20 protein-coding genes and 1 pseudogene are annotated in these 22,853 nt (G+C 73.3%); 6 read left to right on the top strand and 15 right to left on the bottom strand.

Going from position 1 to position 22,853, the window contains the following annotated elements; all coding sequences use genetic code 11:
- Positions 1-62: 62 nt before the first annotated feature.
- From Q3Y56_RS13125 to Q3Y56_RS13145, 5 genes are all read right to left on the bottom strand, one after another.
- The gene (locus Q3Y56_RS13125; RefSeq protein ID WP_304465584.1) at positions 63-980 is read right to left on the bottom strand and encodes a neocarzinostatin apoprotein domain-containing protein; all 918 of its coding nucleotides are present in this window, start codon (positions 978-980) and stop codon (positions 63-65) included.
- Between the two features lie 377 nt (positions 981-1,357).
- A complete protein-coding gene (locus Q3Y56_RS13130) occupies positions 1,358-2,266 on the bottom strand; it encodes a hypothetical protein (RefSeq protein WP_304462114.1) in 909 nt (302 codons plus the stop codon).
- Positions 2,267-2,279: 13 nt separating this feature from the next.
- Positions 2,280-2,984 (bottom strand): LPXTG cell wall anchor domain-containing protein, encoded by a 705-nt coding sequence (locus tag Q3Y56_RS13135; RefSeq protein ID WP_304462115.1) that lies wholly within the window; start codon positions 2,982-2,984, stop codon positions 2,280-2,282.
- 223 nt (positions 2,985-3,207) lie between these two features.
- Positions 3,208-3,699, bottom strand: a complete 492-nt coding sequence (locus tag Q3Y56_RS13140) for an ATP-binding protein (RefSeq protein WP_304462116.1) — start codon at positions 3,697-3,699, stop codon at positions 3,208-3,210.
- A gap of 165 nt (positions 3,700-3,864) precedes the next feature.
- Complete coding sequence (locus tag Q3Y56_RS13145) at positions 3,865-4,236, bottom strand: STAS domain-containing protein (RefSeq protein ID WP_304462117.1); 372 nt, start codon at positions 4,234-4,236, stop codon at positions 3,865-3,867.
- Between the two features lie 255 nt (positions 4,237-4,491).
- Between Q3Y56_RS13145 and Q3Y56_RS13150 the strand changes: the two genes are divergently transcribed.
- Positions 4,492-5,394 (top strand): RNA polymerase sigma factor SigF, encoded by a 903-nt coding sequence (locus Q3Y56_RS13150; protein WP_304462118.1) that lies wholly within the window; start codon positions 4,492-4,494, stop codon positions 5,392-5,394.
- 94 nt (positions 5,395-5,488) lie between these two features.
- Here the strand turns inward: Q3Y56_RS13150 and hutI are convergent, their stop codons facing one another.
- The 4 genes from hutI to hutU all read right to left on the bottom strand — a co-directional run bounded on the left by hutI (position 5,489) and on the right by hutU (position 11,227).
- Positions 5,489-6,730 (bottom strand): imidazolonepropionase, encoded by a 1,242-nt coding sequence (gene hutI, locus Q3Y56_RS13155; RefSeq protein WP_304462119.1) that lies wholly within the window; start codon positions 6,728-6,730, stop codon positions 5,489-5,491.
- 44 nt (positions 6,731-6,774) lie between these two features.
- Positions 6,775-8,193 carry a formimidoylglutamate deiminase gene (locus Q3Y56_RS13160; protein ID WP_304465585.1) on the bottom strand — a complete coding sequence of 473 codons (1,419 nt, stop codon included), beginning with the start codon at positions 8,191-8,193 and terminating at the stop codon, positions 6,775-6,777.
- 149 nt (positions 8,194-8,342) lie between these two features.
- Positions 8,343-9,530 carry an allantoate amidohydrolase gene (locus Q3Y56_RS13165; protein WP_304465586.1) on the bottom strand — a complete coding sequence of 396 codons (1,188 nt, stop codon included), beginning with the start codon at positions 9,528-9,530 and terminating at the stop codon, positions 8,343-8,345.
- Positions 9,531-9,562: 32 nt separating this feature from the next.
- Positions 9,563-11,227, bottom strand: a complete 1,665-nt coding sequence (hutU, locus tag Q3Y56_RS13170) for a urocanate hydratase (RefSeq protein ID WP_304462120.1) — start codon at positions 11,225-11,227, stop codon at positions 9,563-9,565.
- A gap of 133 nt (positions 11,228-11,360) precedes the next feature.
- On the opposite strand from hutU, the gene Q3Y56_RS13175 reads away from it, so the two are divergent.
- Positions 11,361-12,794: a diaminopimelate decarboxylase gene (locus Q3Y56_RS13175; protein WP_304462121.1), complete on the top strand. Its 1,434-nt coding sequence runs from the start codon at positions 11,361-11,363 to the stop codon at positions 12,792-12,794.
- A gap of 6 nt (positions 12,795-12,800) precedes the next feature.
- On the opposite strand, the gene Q3Y56_RS13180 is transcribed toward Q3Y56_RS13175, so the two are convergent.
- The 5 genes from Q3Y56_RS13180 to Q3Y56_RS13200 all read right to left on the bottom strand — a co-directional run bounded on the left by Q3Y56_RS13180 (position 12,801) and on the right by Q3Y56_RS13200 (position 16,689).
- Positions 12,801-13,217, bottom strand: coding sequence for a type II toxin-antitoxin system VapC family toxin (locus Q3Y56_RS13180; RefSeq protein WP_304462122.1), 417 nt, complete (start codon positions 13,215-13,217; stop codon positions 12,801-12,803).
- Entirely contained in the window at positions 13,214-13,465 is a 252-nt protein-coding gene (locus tag Q3Y56_RS13185) for a hypothetical protein (protein WP_304462123.1), read from the bottom strand. Before Q3Y56_RS13185 ends, Q3Y56_RS13180 begins: the two co-directional genes overlap by 4 nt.
- Positions 13,466-13,543: 78 nt before the next feature.
- The gene (locus Q3Y56_RS13190) at positions 13,544-14,401 is read right to left on the bottom strand and encodes a MurR/RpiR family transcriptional regulator (protein WP_304462124.1); all 858 of its coding nucleotides are present in this window, start codon (positions 14,399-14,401) and stop codon (positions 13,544-13,546) included.
- Positions 14,402-14,699: 298 nt separating this feature from the next.
- Positions 14,700-15,044, bottom strand: a complete 345-nt coding sequence (locus Q3Y56_RS13195; protein ID WP_304462125.1) for a hypothetical protein — start codon at positions 15,042-15,044, stop codon at positions 14,700-14,702.
- A 178-nt stretch (positions 15,045-15,222) separates the two neighbouring features.
- On the bottom strand, positions 15,223-16,689 hold the full coding sequence (locus tag Q3Y56_RS13200; RefSeq protein ID WP_304462126.1) for an acyl-CoA synthetase: 1,467 nt from the start codon (positions 16,687-16,689) through the stop codon (positions 15,223-15,225).
- Between the two features lie 94 nt (positions 16,690-16,783).
- Between Q3Y56_RS13200 and Q3Y56_RS13205 the strand changes: the two are divergent.
- Positions 16,784-17,268, top strand: a pseudogene (locus Q3Y56_RS13205) (hypothetical protein).
- A gap of 336 nt (positions 17,269-17,604) precedes the next feature.
- Here Q3Y56_RS13205 and Q3Y56_RS13210 read toward each other — a convergent pair.
- Positions 17,605-19,002: a cystathionine beta-synthase gene (locus Q3Y56_RS13210; protein ID WP_304462127.1), complete on the bottom strand. Its 1,398-nt coding sequence runs from the start codon at positions 19,000-19,002 to the stop codon at positions 17,605-17,607.
- A gap of 171 nt (positions 19,003-19,173) precedes the next feature.
- Between Q3Y56_RS13210 and Q3Y56_RS13215 the strand changes: the two genes are divergently transcribed.
- The 3 genes from Q3Y56_RS13215 to Q3Y56_RS13225 all read left to right on the top strand — a co-directional run bounded on the left by Q3Y56_RS13215 (position 19,174) and on the right by Q3Y56_RS13225 (position 22,828).
- A complete protein-coding gene (locus Q3Y56_RS13215; RefSeq protein ID WP_304462128.1) occupies positions 19,174-20,448 on the top strand; it encodes an SGNH/GDSL hydrolase family protein in 1,275 nt (424 codons plus the stop codon).
- Positions 20,449-20,487: 39 nt separating this feature from the next.
- Positions 20,488-21,708: an acetyl-CoA C-acetyltransferase gene (locus tag Q3Y56_RS13220; RefSeq protein ID WP_304462129.1), complete on the top strand. Its 1,221-nt coding sequence runs from the start codon at positions 20,488-20,490 to the stop codon at positions 21,706-21,708.
- A gap of 262 nt (positions 21,709-21,970) precedes the next feature.
- On the top strand, positions 21,971-22,828 hold the full coding sequence (locus Q3Y56_RS13225) for a hypothetical protein (RefSeq protein WP_304462130.1): 858 nt from the start codon (positions 21,971-21,973) through the stop codon (positions 22,826-22,828).
- Positions 22,829-22,853 lie beyond the last annotated feature (25 nt).

The following is a 22,853-nucleotide window of genomic DNA, read 5'->3' on the forward strand; positions in this document are numbered from 1 at the left end:
CGCGCCACCGAGCAGCAGCGCGACGGCCGCCGCACCCGCTCTCCGTTCCGTACTCACGTGACTCACGTCGTCCCCTTCCGGGTCGTTCGGTCATCGGACGGTGCGGACTGCCTGGTTTCTGGTGGTGCCGGTGGTGCCGGTGGTGCCAGGGGTGCCGGTGGTGCGTCGGGCGTCGTACGCGCTGACCCGGCCGCCGTACGCGGCCGCACGCGGTCCACCACCGCCATCCCGATCCGGAAGACCGCCGCCGGGACCACCACGCACAGCAGCACCCAGAAGAGCGTCACGCCCCAGGGCCGACCGACCGACCAGGGCTGCTCGACCAGCGTCTTCTTGCCGTAGCGCAGCGAGATCCGGTAGTCGCCGTGCGCCCCGGCCGACAGCTCGACGTCGAGCTTGACCTGCACCTTCCTGCCCGCCGGGATGGTCCCCCGCCATCGCTGGTCCGCCCATTCGGGAGCCAGGACGCCGTGCGAGACACCGATCTGGAAGAGCGGGTTCCGCGCGGGGGACGAGCCGAGGTTGCCGACCGTGACGACGAGCTTCCGGCGCGGCGGCGCCCCGAACCAGGTGAGCGGCCCGCTCGACCCGTCGAGCCGCGCGGACAGCACGCTCAGCCGCTCCCCGCCGCTGTCCTCCGGCAGCGGCGCCACCGGGTGCCCGGCGACCTTGAACGGGGCGTCGGCGCTCGTCGGCTCGCCGGTGGCGGTGGCCACGTGGACGACGCACGGACAGGGCTTGGGGGGATCGGCGACCGGCAGCCTCCGGGAGAAGGAGCCGTCGGCGTCGGTGGTGACGGCGCGGCCGTGGGCGTTGGCACAGGAGTTGGTGCCGCCGATCATGTTCTGGCCGCAGATCAGCAGGGTGAGCAGGGCGCCGGGCCGCCATCCGCTGCCCCGTACGGTAACCGTCCCGCCCGCGCCCGCCTCGGGTACGGAGACCTCGGCGGTCGGCCCTTCGTCGGCACGCGCGGAGGACACGGTCGTCGACTCGTCGGCATGCGCGGAGGACCCGGCCACCGACTCGTCGGCACGCGCAGAGGACGCCGCCGTCGACTCGTCGGCACGCGCAGAGGACGCCGCCGTCGACTCGTCGGCACGCGCAGGGGACGCGGGCACCGCCAGCAGCGCAGGCAGCGCGAGGGCCAGGGCCACCGCCGCCGACACCGCCCGCCACGGTCCGGCTCTCCGGCCGGCCCGCGGCCCGGCCGGACAACCAGGCCCGCGCCCGCCGCCGCGCGCCCCGCCCCACCCCCAGGTCGCCCAGGTCGCCCACCCTCGGCCGCGCCCGCCGCACCCTTCGTGTCCGCCGTACCCGCCCCGCCCGCCACGCCCGCCACGCCCGCTGCCCCGGCTGCTCACGTCCGCGCTCCTGACCTTCCCCGTCGTCGTAGTCGTCCGTACGCGGCGCCCGCGCCCACCACCGCAAGGACGAGCGCGCCCGCGGCGGACGCGACCGCCCAACCGGGAGCGGCCCGGTACGAGGCGGTCGCGCTGTCGCGGGCACCGCCCGCCGCCGTCACCGTGAGCCGCACCTCCACCGCGTCGAGGTTCGGCGCGCCCGCCCAGTCCTCGGTGAGGCCGGTACGCCGTCCCGGCGGCAGGGCGACGGGGAGCAGCCGGGCGCGGCGGCGCAGCACCTCCCCGAACAGCCCGTCCGCGCGGACCGCGAGCCGGGGCCGCAGGACGGTGTTGCCGCGGTTGACCAGCGTGTAGTGGATGGACGCGCCGCCGCCCGCGCGGGCCACGACCTTCAGGTCCTCGACGGAGAGCGCCGCCAGGGGCGTACCGGCCACCCGCAGCCGCACCCGGACCGTCGCCGTCCGGCCGCCGCCCTGCGCGGCGATCGCACCGGACTGGTCGCCGGGCGGGGTGTCCAGGGGAACGGTCACGGTGAAGGGGACCTCCGCGCGGGTGCGCGGCGGCACCGTCACCTCGCGCTCGGCGAACGCCAGCCATCGCGCCGGTGCGCCGGTGCCGCGCAGCAGGACCGTACGAGCCCGGCCGCCGGGGTTGCTGACCGACAGCCTGTCCTTGAGCACGGCTCCGGGGCGCCCCTCCAGATGCACGTAACCCCGGCCGTCGCCCGAGGGCGCCAAGGACCAGTCCCGGGGCGCGGCCGCGGCCGGTTGCGGAGCGGCCGACGGCACCGGTGACAGGTTCGGGGACGGGCTTGGGGACGGGCTTGGGGCCAGGCTTGGGGCCAGGCTCGGGGACGCGAGCAGCACCGTGGCCACGGTGCCGGCCGCGCGGATGACGAGTGCCACGCGGTACGTCCCGTCAGCGCGCGGGCCGGTGGCGGCGGCTGAGCCACAGCGTCCCGGCCGCCCCGACGAGCAGCACCGTGCCACCGAGCGTGCCCAGCGCGACCGCCGAGTCAGCCGGTCCCGTCTGCGGCAGCCCACCGCCGCCCGTGGCACCCGAGCCACCGGAGGCGCCGGAATCAGCCGAGCCACCGGAGGCGCCCGGGCCCGAGCCGCCCGCCCCCTTCACCTCCAGCGTCAGCGACGGACCGGGGGGCTTCTTCGGCGTACAGGTCGTCGTCGTACCCAGCGCCTTGATCGTCAGAGTCGAGGCGGTGAACGTCACCTTGCCGCTCTTCTTGGGGGTGTACGTACCCGACAAGTCGCTGATCTTGATGGGCGTGTTGGCGGGGATGGCCTCGGCGTTGGCGGGGCCCGACACCGCGACCGTGCCTCTCTCCGCACCGCCCAGACTGATCAGCGCGCTCGGCTTCATCGCGCCCTTGCCGAGCTCCACCGGGCTCGAAGAGACGCCCTTCTTAAAGGACATGGTGAGCTTGTACGACCCGCCGCTCGGCACGCTCGAGATGTCGATGGGCGAGACGGCGCCCTTCTCACCGATGGGGGTCTTGCACTGGTAGTCCACGTCAACCGTGTCGGCGTGCGCGGCCGGGGCGGCGGCGAGGAGCACCACCGCCCCGGTCGCGGCGGCGGCGAGTGCGCGGCGTGCAGAGTGGGACACCTCGGATCCCCTCCCGTTACTGACGACACATCAGATTTGACGGTGACCGTACGCCGGGGACCTTGACAGGGGAAGACACACAACACGCCGGATCGGCGCGGGAATGGCGGAGGGGAACGGAACGGAAAGGGGGGCGGTACGGAGTCAGAACACCCCGGCGTCAGGACGGGCCGGCGCCGGATGGGCCGGCTCAGAGCGGCCCGGCGTCAGGACGGGCCCGGCGTCAGGACGGGCCGGCCAGCTCCGCCCAGACCGTCTTGCCCCTGCCGTCGGCGCTCCGTACGACGCCCCAGTCGAGGCAGAGCCGCTGCACGATGAACATGCCGTGCCCGCCGGGGCGGCCGGCGCGGTGCGGGTTGCGGGGCGCGGGCGTACCGGAGCCGTGGTCGACGACCTCCAGGCGCAGCACCTTGCCGTGGCAGCCGACCCGGAGCTCCTCCGGGCCGTCCGCGTGCAGGCACGCGTTGGTGACCAGCTCGGAGACGACCAGCAGGACGTCCTCGGCGGCGGCGCGCTGATCGGCGGTCGCGGCGGGCAGCCAGCCCCAGTCCCGCAGCGCCTGGCGGGCGAAGTCGCGGGCGCGCGGCACCGCGCCGCTGGCGTCGGTCAGCTGGAGCCTGCGGACCTGGCCGGCCTGCGGCGCGACCGGCCTGGCGGCAGCGCCATCCGACTCCGGGCCACGCTCGCCCGGTGGGTACGGCCGGGTGGTGCTCATCAGCGCTTCACCTCACCGATTCACCGATTCAAAGACATTCAGGGACAAGGAACATCTGACGCGTATCAACAGATTCAGCTGTCTCCTGCCCGGCCAAAGCGTGAGAACACCCACTTCTTCGGTCTGGGTCATGTGACGGAGGCAACGCGTGCGCCCAGTCACATCTCAGTCGGCGGACAGCGCCGCGTCGAGAGTGTCATGCACGGTGAAAACGGCTTCGGCTCCCGTGATCTCGAACACCCGGGCCACTACGGGCCGCATCCCGGCCAGATGCACGCCGCCACCCTCGGCCTCCGCCTTCAGGCGGGCCCCGAGCAGGACATTGAGGCCGGTGGAATCGCAGAAATCGAGCCGTGAGCAGTCGACGACCAGGCGCACCAGCCCGTCCTCGACGCTCTTCTCCAGCGGTTCGCGCAGCAGCTCGGCGGTGTGGTGATCGAGCTCACCCACCGGGGTCACGACCGCGCTCGCTCCGTGGTGCCGAACCTCGACCTGGAGCCGGCCTTTGCTTGTGCTGCCGACCATCCCGCGGTCCATGTGCGCACCTCTTCTGGCGTCTCGTGGCTTTCGATCGCGCGCTTCGAACATTACGCCTTCCGTACGCCGTGCGGTAGCCGAACAATTCACATCCATCACCAAATACGGACATCTGGCACTTGCCACGTCGCACGCGAACCCGGTAGGCGTAGTAGAGACACATCCGACCACGGCCGGCTTTGGAGGCGCCGCTCACCGCAGGAAAGACGTCATGGCTTCGGCAGCCATATGCCGAGAATGATGGAGGAGACACCCATGTCACCCCAGCTCGACGAAGCCCGCTCCTATCCCCAGGACACCGGATCGTCGACCCCCTCGCACGAGGAACCCACCCTGTCCGGGCGCCCCGAGCTGTTCGAGGACCTGCCCGAGATCCCGCCCTTCGAAGAGGTGGGCCCGGTGGATGCGAGGGCCCTGTCCAAAACACTCTTCGAGCGGCTGGAGTCGCTGGAGGAGGGGACGCACGAATACGCGTACGTCCGCAACACCCTGGTCGAACTCAATCTGGCGCTGGTGAAGTTCGCCGCGTCCCGGTTCCGCTCCCGCAGCGAGCCGATGGAGGACATCGTCCAGGTCGGCACCATCGGCCTGATCAAGGCCATCGACCGCTTCGAACTGAGCCGAGGCGTCGAGTTCCCCACCTTCGCGATGCCGACCATCGTCGGCGAGATCAAGCGGTTCTTCCGCGACACCAGTTGGTCCGTGCGGGTACCCAGGCGGCTGCAGGAGCTGCGGCTGGACCTGGCCAAGGCCGGTGACGAGCTGGCCCAGCGGCTGGACCGCGCGCCGACCGTCGGCGAACTGTCCGAGCGCCTCGGCATCACCCGCGACGAGGTGGTGGAGGGCATGGCCGCGAGCAACGCGTACACCGCGAGCTCGCTGGACGCCCAGCCCGAGGAGGACGAGACCGAGGGCGCGCTGGCGGACCGTATCGGTTACGAGGACCACGGCCTGGAGGGCATCGAGTACGTCGAGTCCCTCAAGCCGCTGATCGCTGAGCTACCGTCACGCGACCGCAGGATCCTCTCGCTTCGGTTCGTGGCGAACATGACCCAGTCGGAGATCGGTGAGGAGCTGGGCATTTCGCAGATGCATGTCTCCCGGCTGCTCTCCCGCACGCTCGGACGGCTCCGCAAGGGGCTGATGGTCGAGGAGTAGTCGCTGCTCGGTCGCTGCTGTTCGCTGCCGTGGCAGACGTGTAAGGGCCCGCCCCGGGTGTTCTGGGACGGGCCCTTATCCGTATGTGCCGCCGCTATTCGGCCAGTTCGCCGTCCTTCCAGACGGCGGAGGCCAGCGGGACGCCGGGGCGGTAGGCGAGGTGGACGTGGGAGGGGGCGTCGAGGAGGGTGAGGTCGGCGCGGGCGCCCGGGGTGATCCGGCCGACGTCGGTGCGGCGCAGGGCCGCGGCACCGCCCGCCGTGGCCGCCCACACCGCCTCGTCCGGGGTCATCCCCATGTCGCGGACGGCCAGGGCGATGCAGAACGGCATGGAACTGGTGAAGGACGAGCCGGGGTTGCAGTCGGGCGAGAGCGCGACGGTGGCGCCCGCGTCCAGCAGGCGGCGCGCGTCGGGGTACGGGGAGCGGGTGGAGAACTCGGCGCCGGGCAGCAGCGTGGCGACCGTGTCGCCGTTCGCCAGGGCGTCGACGTCGGCGTCGGAGAGATGCGTGCAGTGGTCGGCGGAGGCGGCGCCGAGTTCGACGGCGAGCTGGACGCCGGGGCCCTGGGAGAGCTGGTTGGCGTGGACCCGCGGGGTCAGGCCGCGGGCCGCGCCCGCCGTGAGGACCGTGCGGGCCTGGTCGCCGTCGAAGGCGCCCTGTTCGCAGAAGACGTCGATCCAACGGGCGTACGGGGCGCAGGCATCGAGCATCGGGCCGGTGACCAGCTCGACGTAGGCGTCCGGGCGGTCGGCGAACTCGGGCGCGACGATGTGCGCGCCGAGGAAGGTGACCTCGTCGGTGTGGGCGGCGGCGATCTCCAGGGCGCGGGCCTCGTCCTCGACGGTGAGGCCGTAGCCGGACTTGATCTCGATGGTGGTGGTGCCCTGGCGGCGCGCCTCGGCGACGTACCGGCCGACGCCCGCGTGCAGGGTGTTGCGGGAGGCGGCGCGGGTGGCGGCGACGGTCGTGCGGATGCCGCCCGCGCTGTACGGGAGGCCCGACATGCGGGCGTTGAACTCCTCGGTGCGGTCGCCCGCGAAGACCAGGTGGGAGTGGGAGTCGACGAAGCCGGGGAGCACGGTCCGGCCCGCCGCGTCGACCCGGTTGTCAGTACTGGGTGCTTTGCTTGACGGACCGACCCAGGCGATGCGGCCGCCGTCGATGACGACCGCGGCGTCCTGGATCAGACCGAGGGGGCCTTCACCGAGGGAGGGGTCGTTGGTGACGAGTCCGGCGATGTGGGTGATGGCGGTCGTCTGCGTGGGCGCGGGGCCGGTGGGCGCGGCGGGCGCGGCCAGGGGGGTGTGCGTGTGCGGATGGGGCTGGGGGGTCATCGCGGGGGTGCTCTCCTTGTTCGGCCGGGCCTGCCGCGCGCCGGTCAACCGCGCAGCGCGTCGATGGTCTCGGACAGGGCTTTCGGGACATCCGGCACAAGCTGATGGCGGCCGTCGCGCACGATGTGGCGGCCACCGACCACCGTGTGCCGCACATCGGCGCCGGTCGCCGCGAATACGGCCGTCTCGGCGCCCAGCCGGGGCGGCGGGCCCGCGGTGCGTACCGAGCTCAGCGTGATGGTGGTGAAGTCGGCGAGGGCGCCGGTCTCCAGCCGCCCGGCGGCGTCCCAGCCGAGCGCGGCGTGCCCGTCGGCGGTGGCGGCGCGCAGCAGCTGGGTCGCCGTCCAGTGGCCGCGCGTGCGGGTCCGCAGACGCTCGTCGAGTTCCATGGCGCGGGCCTCTTCAAACAGGTCGATGACCGCGTGGCTGTCGCTGCCCAGGCTCAGCGGGCTGCCGGCGGCCTGCACCCGGACGGCCGGGCCTATGCCGTCGGCCAGGTCGCGCTCGGTGGTCGGGCACATGCACACACCGGTGCCGCTGCCGCCCAGGAGCTCGATGTCCTCCGCGGTGAGGTGGGTGGCGTGGACGGCGGTGGTACGGGGGCCGAGCACCCCGTGGTCGGCCAGGAGGCGCGTCGGGGTGCGGCCGTGCGCGGCGAGGCACGCCTCGTTCTCCGCGGTCTGCTCGGAGAGGTGGACGTGCAGCGGGGCGCCCCGGTCGGCGGCCCACCGGGCGACGGTGGACAGCTGGGCCGCGGGCACGGCGCGCACGGAGTGGATGGCCGCGCCGATCCGGGCGTGCGGGCGGTCGGCGAGCGCGGCGGCGCGCTCCGCCCAGCGGTCCGCGGTGCCGTCGCTGAAGCGGAGCTGGGGGACGGTGGGCGGTCGGCCGAAGCCGGCGGAGAGGTAGGCGGTGTCGAGGAGGGTGATGCGGATGCCGGCCTCGGCGGCGGCCTCGATCAGGGCCTCGCCCATGGCGTTGGGGTCGTCGTAGCGGATGCCACCGGGGGCGTGGTGGACGTAGTGGAACTCGCCGACGCAGGTGATGCCCGCCAGGGCCATCTCGGCGTACACCGCGCGGGCCAGGAAGAAGTAGTTCTCGGGGGTGAGCCGGTCGGCGACCGCGTACATCACCTCGCGCCAGGTCCAGAACGAGTCCGGCGCCCGCCCGCCGCCGTCGGGTGCCGTCCCGCCGGTGGCCGCCGCGTCTGCGGTCGCCACGCCTGTCGTCGCCCCGCCTGTAGCCGTCCCGCCCCCTGCCCGCGAGGGGGCGCCGACGCCGGTGAGGGCCTGGGCGGCATCGGCCTGGACGGTGCCGCGCAGGGCCCGGTGGAAGGCGTGCGAGTGGGCGTTGGCCAGGCCGGGGACGGTGAGGCCGGGGAGGCTGACGGCGCCGGTGGGCGGGGCGGCCACCCCGGTCTGCACGGCCGCGATGCGGCCGTCGGCGCCGGTCTCGACGACCACGCCGGCCTCGACACGGCTCAGGCCGCCGGGCTCGGCGTGGCCGGGGCCGCGGTCGGCGCCGCCCGGGCCGGGCGGGGCGACCGCGGCCCCGGCCCCGCCCGCCCGGGAGGGGCCGAGGAGGGCGTGCTCCAACCAGTAGGTCTGCGGTGTCAGCGACACGCGAGGCCCTCCAGTACGTCGGCGAGTGCGGTCACCCCGGCGAGGCAGTCGTCCTCGGCCGCCGTCTCGGCGGGCGAGTGCGAGACGCCCGTGGGGTTCCGTACGAACAGCATGGCAGTGGGCACGGAACCGGACAGGATTCCGGCGTCGTGTCCCGCGCCGGTGGGCAGCACGGGGACGTCGCCCAGCAGGCCGGAGAGCCGGTCGCGCAGGGCGTGCCCGAACTCGACCACGGGAGTGAACGACTCCCGGGTGACGGTCACGTCCACGCCGTCGCGCTCGCCGCGCTCGGCCGCCGCCCGTTCGATCTCGGCGACGACGGCGTCCAGGGTCTCCTGGTCGGCGGCGCGGGAATCCAGCCAGCCGCGGACCAGGGAGGGGATGGCGTTGACGCCGTTCGGTTCGACGCTGACCTTGCCGAAGGTCGCCAGGGCGCCGGCGAGCCGGGCCTTCTTGCGCGCGGCGAGCACGGTGTTGGCGTAGGTCAGCATCGGGTCGCGGCGGTCCTCCAGGCGGGTGGTGCCCGCGTGGTTGGCCTCACCGTGGAAATCGAACCGCCAGCGGCCGTGCGGCCAGATGGCGGAGGCGATACCGACCGGGTCGCCGGACAGGTCGAGGGCCCGGCCCTGCTCCACGTGGAGCTCGACGAACGCGCCGATGCGGGCGAGCCGTTCGGGGTCGGGGCCGATGGCCTCGGGGTCGTACCCGGCGCGCTCCATCGCCTGGGGAAGGCTGGTCCCGTCGGCGTCCCGCAGCCGGTGGGCGGCCTCGACGGTCAGCTGCCCGGCGGCGAGCCGGGAGCCGACGCAGGCCAGGCCGAAGCGGGCGCCTTCCTCGTCGCCGAAGTTGACGACGGCCAGCGGCCGGGTCGGCCGGGCCTGGCGGGCGCGGAGTTCGTCGAGCGCGGCGAAGGACGACACGACGCCGAGGGGGCCGTCGAAGGCACCGCCGTCCGGGACGGAGTCCAGGTGCGAGCCGGTGACGACGGCGTCCCCGGCGGCGGGGTCACCGAGCCAGGCCCACTGGTTGCCGTTGCGGTCGACCTCGTAGGCGAGCCCGCGGGCTTCGGCGTGCGCCTTGAACCACTCGCGGCAGTCGGCGTCGGCCGCCGTCCACGCGTACCGGCGGTACCCCCCGCTTTCCGGGCTCCGCCCGATGGGCAGCAGGTCGGCCCACATCTCGTGGAAGGACGGTGGGACAGACTCCTCGGTCACGAATCGTCACCCTCGCGCATGGGGATGCGGACGCCTCGCTCGTCCGCGACGGACTCCGCGATGTCGTACCCGGCATCGACATGCCGGATCACGCCCATCCCCGGGTCGTTCGTCAGCACGCGGCGGATCTTCTCGCCCCCCAGCTTCGTCCCGTCCGCGACCGTGACCTGCCCCGCGTGGATGGAGCGGCCCATGCCCACACCGCCGCCGTGGTGGAGGGAGACCCACGACGCGCCGGAGGCGACGTTGACCATGGCGTTGAGCAGCGGCCAGTCGGCGATCGCGTCGGAGCCGTCGAGCATCGCCTCGGTCTCCCGGTACGGGGACGCCACGGAGCCGCAGTCGAGGTGGTCGCGGCCGATGGCCAGCGGGGCGGCCAGCTCGCCGCTCGCCACCATGTCGTTGAAGCGCTCGCCCGCGCGGTCCCGCTCCCCGTAGCCGAGCCAGCAGATGCGGGCGGGCAGGCCCTGGAAGTGCACCCGCTCCCCCGCCAGCTTGATCCAGCGGGCCAGGGACTCGTTCTCCGGGAAGAGGTCGAGGATCGCGCGGTCGGTCTTCGCGATGTCCTGCGGGTCGCCGGAGAGGGCCGCCCAGCGGAACGGGCCCTTGCCCTCGCAGAACAGCGGCCGGATGTAGGCGGGGACGAAACCGGGGAAGGCGAAGGCGCGCTCGTAGCCCGCGAGCTTGGCCTCGCCGCGGATGGAGTTGCCGTAGTCGAAGACCTCGGCACCGGCGTCCATGAACCCGACCATCGCCGCCACATGGCGGGCCATGGACTCGCGGGCCCGCTGGGTGAAATCGGCCGGCTTCTCGGCCGCGTACGAGGCCATGTCCTCGAAGGCCATGCCGAGCGGCAGGTAGGACAGCGGGTCGTGGGCGCTGGTCTGGTCCGTCACGATGTCGATCGGCGCGCCCATCGCGAGCAGCTGCGGGACGAGGTCGGCGGCGTTGCCGAGGACGCCGATGGACAGCGGGCGGCGGGCGTCGCGCGCCTCGACGGCCAGCCGCAGGGCGTGGTCCAGCGAGTCCGCCCGCACGTCCAGGTAGCGGTGCTCGATACGGCGCTCGATGGCGCGCGGGTCGCAGTCGATGCAGATCGCCACGCCGTCGTTCATGGTGACCGCGAGCGGCTGGGCGCCGCCCATGCCGCCGAGGCCGGCGGTCAGGGTGATGGTCCCGGCCAGGGTGCCGTTGAACTTCTTCGCGGCGACGGCGGCGAAGGTCTCGTACGTGCCCTGGAGGATGCCCTGGGTGCCGATGTAGATCCACGAGCCCGCGGTCATCTGGCCGTACATGGTCAGGCCCAGCTGCTCCAGACGGCGGAACTCCTCCCAGTTGGCCCAGTCGCCGACGAGGTTGGAGTTGGCGATGAGCACGCGCGGCGCCCACTCGTGGGTCTGCATCACGCCGACCGGACGACCCGACTGGACGAGCATCGTCTCGTCCTGCTTGAGGGTCTTCAGGGTGCGCACCATCGCGTCGAAGGAGCGCCAGTCCCGGGCCGCCTTGCCGGTGCCGCCGTAGACGACGAGCTTGTCGGGGTGCTCGGCGACCTCCGGGTCGAGGTTGTTCTGCAGCATCCGCAGGGCGGCTTCCTGCTGCCACCCCTGAGTGCTCAGCTCCGTACCGCGCGGCGCCCGCACGGGTCGCGGTCCTGACATGGGACGTGCCTCCCTGCTGATTCGACTGATTCGACCTGGATCAAGTTATTCACATCTTGTCGCTCGTGAATACCTCTAGTCAACAGGGCCGGAACGGGCGCGCCGGAACGGGTTCGGGTGGTTGTCTGGGGTCATGACCACCGATCCGCAGTGGGAACCGGCGGGGGCAGTTGTACGGCCGGAGGCGGCCGGGGCAGCCGACGCGGCGGGGAGCCTCGCCGCGGCCGCGCGGCGCGAGCGCGCCATCCGCGCCGCCGTGGCGCACGGGCTGATCGGGCCCGACCGGCCGGTCATCGGCCTGCTGGACGTCACGGGCATCCGGGCCGCCGCGGGCGCCCTGCGCACCGCGTTCGCCGAGGTCACCGCGCCCGGCAGCGCCGTACTGCACGCGTTCGCCGTCAAGGCCGCCGCCCTCGTCCCGGTCCTCCGACTCCTCGCGGACGAGGGGCTGGGCTGCGAGGTCGCGAGCCCGGGGGAGCTGGCGCTGGCCCGCGCGGCGGGGGTGGGCGCGGACCGCATCGTGCTGGACTCACCCGCCAAGACCCCCGGCGAACTCGCCGAGGCCCTCGCGCTCGGCATCGCCGTCAACGCCGACAACCCCCAGGAGCTGGCCCGGCTCGACGCGCTGGTCGCCACCGCCCCGGGCCACGTGCCCCGCTCCCCGATCGGCCTCCGTGTCAATCCGCAGCTCGGCGGCGGGGCCATCGACGCCATGAGCACCGCCACCGCGACCTCGAAGTTCGGGGTCGGGGTACGCGACGAAGGAGCGCGGGACTGGGTCGTGCGCGCCTTCGCCGACCGGCCGTGGCTGACCCGGCTGCACGCCCACGTCGGCTCCCAGGGGTGTTCGCTGGAGCTGATGGCCGCGGGGGTACGGGCCACGTACGAGCTGGCGGAGGAGATCAACCGGGCGGTCGGCCGCCGCCAGGTCGACACCCTCGACATCGGCGGCGGACTCCCCGTCAACTTCGCCTCGGACGAGGTGACCCCGGCCTACCGCGACTACGCCCGCGCCCTGCGCGCCGCCGTCCCCGGGCTCTTCGACGGCCGCTACGCCCTGGTGACGGAGTTCGGCCGCTCCCTGGTCGCCAAGTCCGGCACGGTGCTGGCCCGCGTGGAGTACGCCAAGTCGGCGGGCGGCCGCGCGATCGCGATCACACACGCGGGCGCCCAACTGGCCGTACGGACGGTGTTCGCCCCGGAGTCCTGGCCGCTGCGGGTGGCGGCGTACGACGCCGAGGGCCGCCCGAAGCCGCCGGCCACGGAGACCGTGCAGGACATCGCGGGCCCGTGCTGCTTCGCGGGCGACCTGATCGCGGTCGGCCGCCGACTCCCCCGGCTGGCGGCGGGCGACCTGGCAGCCCTGCTGGACACGGGCGCGTACTACTTCTCGCACCACTTCTCGTACAACAGCCTGCCGCGCCCGGGGGTCTACGGCTTCGCCACGGCGGATGACGGGAGCGTGCGCTTCGCGACGGTGCGCAGCCCGCAGACGGTGGAGGAGATCGTGGCGGAGAGCGCGGGCGCGCACGCGGGCGCGCTGACGGGGCTGGGCGGAGGGACCTGAGGGCCCTCAGGGCAGGAGGGTGAAGGACCCGACGTGGTTCGGCTGGACGGCCGAGAAGTGCCGGTGATCGATGGTGGCGATCTCGGTCAGGCGAAGCCGCTCCGCGACGGCGACAACGGAGGCGTCCACCGTGCCGAGGGGAAAGTCGGCGTACTTGCGGATGAGTTCGGCGATGCGGACGTAGTCCTGCACTTCGAGATCGACCGCCCCTAGCTGGCCGCCAGCGATGAGATCAACGAAGATGCCTTCGTGCTCCGGGCCCAAACGGCGCTCGATCAACCACGCGGTCTCGGCCACGACGGGAGCGGGCACGAGTAGTCGCCCCCGCCAGGCTGCAACGAAGTCCCAACACCGCCGGTGATCGTCATCGCCGTCGTCAGCGATCGCGTAGAGGACGCCCGTGTCCAGTAAGAGGCTCCTCATCGACCCTCGTCGCTCCACTCCTGGATCAGTTCACGGTGCCTGCGCGCGGTGTCGGAGTGGCCGGATCTGCCCATGCCAACGAAGGCTGCGAAGCCCGGACGCTCCATCACCGGTGGCAGCTCGTCCTCCTCCGTGAAGTCGGCGAGCTCCGGATCCGCGTCCGCGATCGCACGCAGGTGCCGGAGCTTCGCCGGCGAAAGCTTGTCCAGCAGGTGGCGAAGGTGGTCGTAGTCCTCGGCAGCGGTCATGCGTCCGAGCGTAGCCCGCGGGGCCAGACAGGAGCCTTCCCTCTAGGAAGGTTGCCCCATACGGGTGACGCTCCGTGGTCACTCCGCGAACAGCCCCCGCGCCGCCGCCTTCGCGTCGAACTCCTCCAGGCGCGCCTGCGCGTCCGGCAGCGCGTCGCACATCGCCTCCAGCAGGACCCGCCCCAGCAGCATCGGCGCGCACGCCGTGTCGAAGGCCAGGCCCGTGCCGACCGCGGCGGGCAGCAGCAGGTCGCTGTGCCGGGCCACCGGGGCGAAGGCGCTGTCGGCGACCGTCACCACGGTCAGGCCCGCGCCCTTGGCGTACTCCAGCGCCTCGACCACCTCGCGCGGGTGGCGCGGGAGCGCGAAGCAGAGCAGGGCCGTGGCACCCGCGTGGAGTGCCGCGTCGACGCGGTCGGCCAGCAGGGTGCCACCCTCGTCCAGCAACCGGACGTCGGGGTGCACCTTGCGCGCGAAGTACGTGAACCCGCTCGCCTGGGCCGTCGCCGCGCGCAGGCCCAGGACGGGCAGCGGCCGGGACGCGGCGAGGAGCCGTCCGGCCCGGACCACGGGAGCGGGGTCGGCCAGCAACGCGGCCAGATGGCGCAGGTTGTCGATCTCCGCGTGCACCGCCTGCTGGTACTCGTTGTACGCACCACCTGGGGCGGGCGAGGCGGGCGTGACGTCCCGCAGGTGCTTGCGCAGCGCGGGGTAGCCGTCGAAGCCGAGGGCGACCGCGAACCGGGTCACGGAGGGCTGGCTGACACCCGCCAGCTCCGCGAGTTCGACGCTGGACAGGAACGGCGCGTCCGCCGCGCGCCGCACCATGCAGTGCGCGATGCGCCGCTGCGTCGGGGTGAGCCGGTGCCCCTCGAACAGCTTCTGGAGGCGTGCGGCGCTGTCCGCGGCGGCAGTCGGCTCGTACTCCGTACCCATGGCGTCCTCCTGCCCCAGCGTGCCCCGCCCCGGCGCGGATATTCACGCACCCGGGGCCGTGCATGACTATATGCGGAAGCCACGAGGGCGCGGTGCGGGAACGGCGGGGCACGCGCGTGGGCGCCCGGCTATAGACCGGCGGTCCGCCGGGGGACGCTGGGGCCGACGGTCCGCGGGCGGGTGCCGGAGTCGACGGTCTGCGGGGCGCCGGAGACGGCGGTCCGCTGGCGGGCGCCGGGGGCGGCTGTCCGCTGGCGGGCGCTGAGGCCGGGCGGCCGCGCGCAGACGCCGACGCGGCTCAGTGCCCGCAGACGCTCTCCTCCGCCCGGCCGTACGCCTCGTTCGCGAGCCGCACCGCCGCGGCCAGCCCCAGTTCCGGTTCCGCCTTGCGCAGCGCCCGGACCACCGAGACCTGGTCGGTCTGCTCGTCGACGCCCGACCCGGCCAGCGCGCGCCGCACCCAGCGCACCCGCAGTTCGGCCTCCGTCAGCGCGGCCTGCTCGTTGACGAGGGCGACCGCGCGCTCCAGGCCCGGGCGCTCGACCTCGTCGGCGGTGGCCAGCGCCCGCCTCAGGACATGGCCCAGCTCCTCCGCGTCACGCAGCACCAGCACATTGAGGCCCTGGTTACCGAAGCCGAGCATGCCACTCCTTGTCGCCCGCACATGGGGATCCCCACCATCCGGAGATCCGGTCTCGCGCACCGTATGCCCGTCCGCACCTCCCGGGCATCAGCCGCCAGACCGTTTCCGCACCCCTCCCATGGGTGGGGGCGTCCTATGGGCGGGGGCGGGAGCGGGGAGGAAGCGTGGACCCCGCACGTCAGAGCGGCGGCAGCAGCTTCTTCTGCGGCTTGCCCATCGCGTTGCGCGGCAGCTCCGCAAGGAAGCGGACCTTGCGCGGCCGCTTGTGTACGGAAAGCTGCCCGGCCACGAAGTCGGTCAGCTCCCGCTCCGTCACCCCGTCGGCGACCACGTACGCCACGATCTCCTGGCCCAGGTCCTCGTGCGGGGCGCCGACGACCGCCGCCTCGCGCACCGCCGGGTGGTCCAGCAGCGCGTTCTCCACCTCGCCCGCGCCGATCCGGTAGCCACCGGACTTGATCATGTCGATCGAGGCGCGGCCGACGATCCGGTGCGAACCGTCGTCCTCGATCGCGGCGATGTCGCCGGTGCGGAACCAGCCGTCGGCGGTGTACGCCCCGGCGGTCGCTTCCGGCCGGTTCAGATACCCGTCGAAGAGCGTCGGCCCGGACACCTCCAACTCGCCGATGTCGGCGCCATCCTCGGCCACCACCCGCGTCCGCACCCCGGAGAGCGGGGTGCCCACGTAGCCGGGCCGCCGCTCGCCGTCCGCGCGCGCGGAGACGGTGATCAGGGTCTCCGTCATGCCGTACCGCTCCACCGGGCGCTGCCCGGTCAGCCGCGCGAGGTCGCGGAAGACCGGCGCGGGCAGCGGGGCGCTGCCCGAGACCAGCAGCCGGGCCCCGCTGAGCTCCCGCGCGGCGGTCTGGTCCCGTACCACCCGGCCCCACACCGTCGGTACGCCGAAGTACAGGCTGCCGCCCGCCGCCGCGTACGCCTCCGGCGTCGGCCGGCCGGTGTGCACCAGGCGGCTGCCGGTGCGCAGCGCGCCCAGGACGCCGAGCACCAGGCCGTGCACATGGAACAGCGGCAGCCCGTGGACGAGGGTGTCCTCCGCCGTCCACGCCCACGCGTCGGCGAGCGCGTCCAGGCCGGCGGCGACCGCCTGGCGGGAGATCAACGCACCCTTGGGCGCGCCGGTGGTACCGGAGGTGTAGAGGATGAGCGCGGTGGACGCGGGCTCGGGCTCGGCCTCCGTCCATGTGCCGCGCTCTCGCAGGTCCACGAGCACGGTCTCGACCCCCGCGCCCGTCTCGGCCCCCGCGCCGGTCCCGAGCCCGGCGCCGGTCCCGAAAACCCCGGCGCCGGTCGTGGCGGCACCGCCGGTGGCGGCGGGCGCGCCCGGTCCGTCCAGCAGCAAGGCCGCGCCCGAGTCGCGCAGGATGTGGTCGCGCTCGACGGGTCCGGAGTCCGGCGGTACGGGGACGACCGGCACCCCGGCCAGCAGCCCGGCCACGACCGCGGTCACGGTCTCCAGCGTGGGCGTCGCCCGCACCGCGACCACCGGCGCCCCCGCGATCCGGGCCGCGACAGCGCCCGCCGCGCCCAGCAGGTCCTCGCGGGAACAGGCGCGGCCCGCGACCGAGATCGCATCGGGGCGGTCGCCGCCGGGCTCCGTGAGGGACGTCAGCAAGGGTGCGGCCACGGACTGCTCCTTCGACAGGGGGCTTTTCCCCCAGGGTCGGTTGGGGGGCTGGCCCTACTTACATCGGCACTGCCGCGACCGTACCGTCAAGAGCATGGACGCCCGCGATCCCGAGCTGAGAAATGAACTCGACACCGCCCTCCAGACCCGCAAGGAGCTGGGCGCGGAGTACGAGTCGGAGCTGGTCGAATCCTTCCTGGAGAAGGTCGAGCAGCGGTTCAACGACACCGCCGACCGCCATGTGCGCCGGCAACTCGCCGAGCAGCAGATGGCTGCCGCGCGCGGCGCCCGGCCGCCGGGCGGGGGCCCGGCGGGCTGGGTGAGGGGATGGGCGTGGGCGAGCGCTTCGGCTTCGTGGCGGTGTCCTTGGTCCTGGCGATACCGCTGTCGGCGATAGCCGCGACCCAGGCGGACTTGGCGGGGCTGCTGGTCGCCTGGGCCGGGATCTTCGGGGTGAACGCGGTCCACGCGACGGGCGGCTTCGCCTGGCTCCGCCGGCACCGCGACCCCGACCTCGGCCCCGAGCACCGGGACGACGTCGGCAACCCCGGTTCGCGAAGGGAGAAAGAGAAGAAATAGGGGGACCGCCGCACCCCGGCTGTGAGCACCGAGGGCGGGACGACGGCGGTCCCCCCACTGGGACGCGGGCCGGGTCAGGGCCGAGCTGCCACGTCCGGGCGACCATGGAGGTCCGGGAGCCGCTCCGGAGGTCCGTGTCGCCGCACTTGGGGTGTCGGTGTCGTCCTTGCCGACGCCCCTTACTGTGCCGGACCTGTGTTAAGCGCGTGCTGCGGGCGCGTGACGCGTGCGTACACCTTGTGGGACATCCGCGCCCACGCCCGTCAACCGCACGTCAGCCGACGGCTCGTCACCATGGCCGACGGCTCGTCACCGTGACCGCCGACTGACGGCCACTCACGCCGACTTCGGGCTCGTGGCCAGGTACGCCAGCAGGTCCTGCCGGCTGACCACGCCCTTCGGCTTGCCCTCCACCAGCACGATGGCCGCGTCCGCCCCGGCACCGCTCAGCGCCGCCATCAGGTCCTCGACCGGCTCGCCCGAGCCGACCTGCGGCAGCGGCGGGCTCATGTGCTTCTCCAGCGGGTCGTTGAGGGAGGCGCGCTGGGTGAACAGGGCGTCCAGCAGCTCCCGTTCGACGACCGACCCGACGACCTCGGCGGCCATCACGTCAGGGTGCCCGGCGCCCGGCTTGACGATCGGCATCTGGGAGACGCCGTACTCGCGCAGCACCTCGATCGCCTCGCCGACGGTCTCCTCGGGGTGCATGTGGACCAGGGACGGCAGTCCGCCCTCCTTGCCCTCCAGCACGTCGCCGACGCGGACCGCCGGACCGGCCTCCTCGAGGAAGCCGTAGTCGGCCATCCAGTCGTCGTTGAAGATCTTCGACAGGTAGCCGCGGCCGCTGTCGGGGAGCAGCACGACCACGACGTCGTCCGGGCCGAGGCCCTCGGCCACCCGCAGCGCGGCGACGACCGCCATGCCGCAGGAGCCGCCGACCAGCAGGCCCTCCTCCTTGGCCAGCCGCCGGGTCATCTGGAAGGCGTCCTTGTCGGAGACGGCGACGATCTCGTCCGCGACGGTCTGGTCGTAGGCGGTGGGCCAGAAGTCCTCGCCGACGCCCTCGATCAGGTACGGGCGCCCGGAGCCGCCGGAGTAGACCGAGCCCTCCGGGTCGGCGCCGATGACCTTGACCCGGCCGTCACTGGCGTCCTTCAGATAGCGGCCGGTGCCGCTGATGGTGCCGCCGGTGCCGACGCCCGCGACGAAGTGGGTGATCTTCCCCTCCGTCTGCTCCCAAAGTTCGGGGCCGGTTGTCTCATAATGCGAACGCGGGTTGTTCGGGTTGCTGTACTGGTCGGGCTTCCAGGCCCCCGGCGTCTCCCGCACCAGGCGGTCGGAGACGTTGTAATACGAGTCGGGGTGCTCGGGATCCACGGCCGTCGGGCAGACCACGACCTCGGCGCCGTACGCCCGCAGCACGTTGATCTTGTCCGTGGAAACCTTGTCCGGGCAGACGAAGATGCACTTGTAGCCCTTGCGCTGGGCGACCATGGCCAACCCCACGCCCGTGTTGCCCGACGTCGGCTCGACGATGGTGCCGCCAGGCTTGAGCTCTCCGGAACGCTCGGCCGCCTCGATCATCCGCACGGCGATCCGGTCCTTCACGGACCCGCCGGGGTTGAAGTACTCGACCTTGGCGAGCACCGTCGCCTGGATGCCTTCCGTAACGTTGTTGAGCTTCACCAGCGGGGTATTGCCGACCAGCTCAATCATCGATTCGTAGTACTGCACGCCCTACTCCAGTGTCAGCGGGATCTCCGCGGTCAAAGGGGCGGCCGCCGTCGCGGGGCCCGTGCTGCCAGCCTAAACGGCCGCCGACGCCCGACCGGCGCGTTGCACACCAGCGCGGGCGGGGCAAGAAGGTGTGAGGAGCCTGGTGCGTTCGGGAGGTGGATACGTCCCATGTCTTGGTCGAGGGCGAGGGTGGCCCGGCGGATCGCCGCCGCGGCGGCCTACGGCGGTGGTGGGATCGGGGTGCTGGGCGGGATGGCCGTCGGGCTGTTACTGACCGAGGTGTCGCTCGCGAAGCGGGTCATCGGCGAATCGGAGGAGACGCCGCCGTGCGCCGACGGGCGGTACGGCTTCGCCCTGGCACTCCGCAACGGGCGCAGTCCGCTGCGGCTGGCGTTCCTCGGCGACTCCACGGCGGCGGGCCAGGGCGTGCACCGGCCCAGCCAGACCCCCGGCGCGCTGCTGGCCTCCGGGCTCGCGGCGGTCGCCGAATGCCCGGTCGACCTGCGGAACGTGGCGACTCCGGGCGCCCGGTCCGAGGATCTGGACCGGCAGGTGGGCCTGATCCTGGGGGCGATGGAGACGGCGCAGGACGCGGCGGCGCAGAACGCGGCGGCGGACGCCACGGCAGAGGCCGCGGTGGAGGCTGCCGCCGAGGAGGAGGCGGCGCTCGTCGAGCAGCCGCCCACCGAGCCGCCGCCCCGTCCCGACGTCTGCGTGATCATGATCGGCGCCAACGACGTCACCCATCGGGTGCCGCCCGCCAGGTCCGTCCGCCTGCTGTCCGCCGCGGTCCGCAGACTGCGGGACGCCGGCTGCGAGGTGGTCGTCGGCACCTGTCCCGACCTGGGCACCATCGAGCCCGTCTACCAGCCGCTGCGCTGGATCGCCCGCCGCCTCAGCCGCCAGCTGGCCGCCGCGCAGACGATCGCGGTGGTCGAACAGGGCGGGCGTACGGTGTCGCTGGGCGACCTGCTCGGGCCGGAGTTCGCGAAGAACCCGCGGGAGCTGTTCGGGCCCGACAACTACCACCCGTCGGCGGAGGGGTACGCGACGGCCGCGATGGCGATCCTGCCGACCCTGTGCGGTGCGCTCGGGCTCTGGCCGGAGGAGACCCTGGAGCCCGCCCGCCAGGAGGACGTCATGCCGGTGGCCCGCGCGGCGGCGGAGGCGGCGGCCGAGGGAGGCGCGGAGGTCACGGCGACCCGCGGCCCGTGGGCCCTGCTGAGGCGCCGCAGGCGCCTGCCGACCGAAGCGGGTGCGGTGCCCCACTCCCCGCGGAACCGTCCCTGCCCAACTGACCCGCCGGTCCGTGGCGCCTGCGGCGGACCTTCCCCGACCCGGCGAGGCACCGCCGGCCCGCCGCGGGCGCCGCTGAGCGTACGCTTAGAAAAGAGTTCCGCATCACAGCCCACAAACCGTGACCCCCGCCATACGTACGGGTAACTTCCCTTCCGTCCAGCCTTCTCCCCTCCTGGAGCCGTGATGCCCGAAGCCGTGATCGTCTCTGCCGCCCGCTCGCCCATCGGTCGCGCCTTCAAGGGGTCCCTCAAGGACCTGCGCCCGGACGACCTGACCGCGGAGATCATCCAGGCCGCGCTCGCCAAGGTGCCCGAGCTGGACCCGCGCGAGATCGACGACCTCATGCTGGGCTGCGGTCTGCCGGGCGGCGAGCAGGGGCACAACCTGGGCCGCATCGTCGCCGTGCAGATGGGCATGGACCACCTGCCGGGCTGCACCATCACCCGCTACTGCTCCTCCTCCCTCCAGACCTCCCGGATGGCGCTGCACGCCATCAAGGCGGGCGAGGGCGACGTCTTCATCTCCGCGGGCGTCGAGATGGTCTCGCGGAGCGTCAAGGGCAGCTCGGACGGGCTGCCGGACACCCACAACCCGCTGTTCGCCGACGCCGAGGCCCGCACCGCCGCGCGCGCCGAGCAGGAGGGCACCGACTGGCACGACCCGCGCGAGGACGGGCTGATCCCGGACGCGTACATCGCGATGGGCCAGACCGCCGAGAACCTGGCGCGGCTCAAGGGCATCACCCGCCAGGAGATGGACGAGTTCGGCGTCCGGTCCCAGAACCTGGCCGAGGAGGCCATCAAGAAGGGCTTCTGGGAGCGCGAGATCACCCCCGTGACCACGCCCGACGGCACGGTCGTGGCGAAGGACGACGGTCCGCGCGCGGGCACCACGCTGGAGGGCGTGCAGGGGCTCAAGCCCGTGTTCCGCCCCGACGGCCTGGTCACCGCGGGCAACTGCTGCCCGCTCAACGACGGCGCCGCGGCCCTGGTCATCATGTCCGACACCAAGGCGCGCGAGCTGGGCGTCACGCCGCTGGCACGCATCGTGTCCACCGGAGTCTCCGGCCTCTCCCCGGAGATCATGGGGTACGGCCCGGTGGAGGCCAGCAAGCAGGCGCTCGCCCGCGCCGGGCTGACCATCGGCGACATCGACCTGGTCGAGATCAACGAGGCGTTCGCCGCGCAGGTCATCCCGTCCTACCGCGACCTGGGCATCGATCTGGACAAGCTGAACGTCAACGGCGGCGCCATCGCCGTCGGCCACCCCTTCGGCATGACCGGCGCCCGCATCACCGGCACGCTGATCAACTCCCTCCAGTTCCACGACAAGCAGTTCGGCCTGGAGACCATGTGCGTCGGCGGTGGCCAGGGCATGGCGATGGTCATCGAGCGGCTGAGCTGAGCCGCAGCGGACGCGAGGCGGAACGCGACCTGAGCTGAGGCCGGGGCCGGGGTTTCGGCCACCGCACCGGTTGTGACCGAATCTCCCCCAGGATGTGACCTAACTCCTGGGGGAGTAGCGTTTTCGCAGGTCAGAGGCGTAACGACCGCATGTGGGGGACCAAATGCCCGCCCCTTTGGTGACGTTATGCACTGACAAGCCTCTGCGGCGCGGGCCAAGCTGAGGTAGGAATCGGGGATCAACCGCAATCGGGAGTACGTCAGTGAGCGCCATGACTCTTGCCCTCCTGCTGGCCGCGTCCGCCGCCACGGCCATCGGCGCCGCCGCCATGCACACCGCTCGCGGCCTCCGCCGGGAGATCGCCGACCTGCGTACCGAGCTCGCGGAGTCCGCCGCCGCGCACACGCGCGGCGTCGCGTCGGTGCCCATGGCGCGTACCACCCCCGCCGCCGAGATACGCGCCGCCGTGGCCGACGCCCTCGCCGAGGAGCGGGAGCGCGAGCTGGCCGAGGCCCGCGCGTTCTGGGCCGCGCAGGAGGCCCGCGACGTCAGCGCGGCGGCCGGCGCTTCCGACGCCTCCTCGCTGCTGGGCGGGGTGGCCGGCCTCGGCGACGACCTGCTGGACGCCCCCCAGGCCGAGCCCCAGATCTACGTGCCCCGGCAGGCGGACTTCGCCGGGTTCGAGCCGCTGTTCGGCCCGGAGCCGCTGGACGCGGCCGAGGAGCTGGAGCTGGACGCGGACGTCGTGGAGTCCCCCGAACTCGCCGCCGCCCGCCGCCGCCACCCCTCGCACCCCGACTTCAACCCGTCGCCGGGCATCAGCGACCACGACCGCACCGTGCACCGGCTCGCCGAGCTGTCCGACGCCGGCACCCCGCTCGCCGACGTCCGGCCCGGTCCGCTCGGCACCCTGGACGTCTACGTCTTCGCCGACGGCACCACCATCTGCATGACGCCGGGCCACCGGGAGACCTCCGACCGGCTCGCCACGGCACTGCGCGAGGGCGTCGCCCCCGTGCTGCTCGGCAGCTCCGGCGTCTCCGGGGCGTACGCGCTGACCTTCGCCTGCGGCGAGGAGAACGTGTACGTCCTCGCGGACCGCGTCATCGCCTCGCTGTAGGACATCGCGCCGCTGTTGGGCAGCA

Source organism: Streptomyces sp. XD-27 (genome assembly GCF_030553055.1).
Lineage (GTDB): Bacteria > Actinomycetota > Actinomycetes > Streptomycetales > Streptomycetaceae > Streptomyces.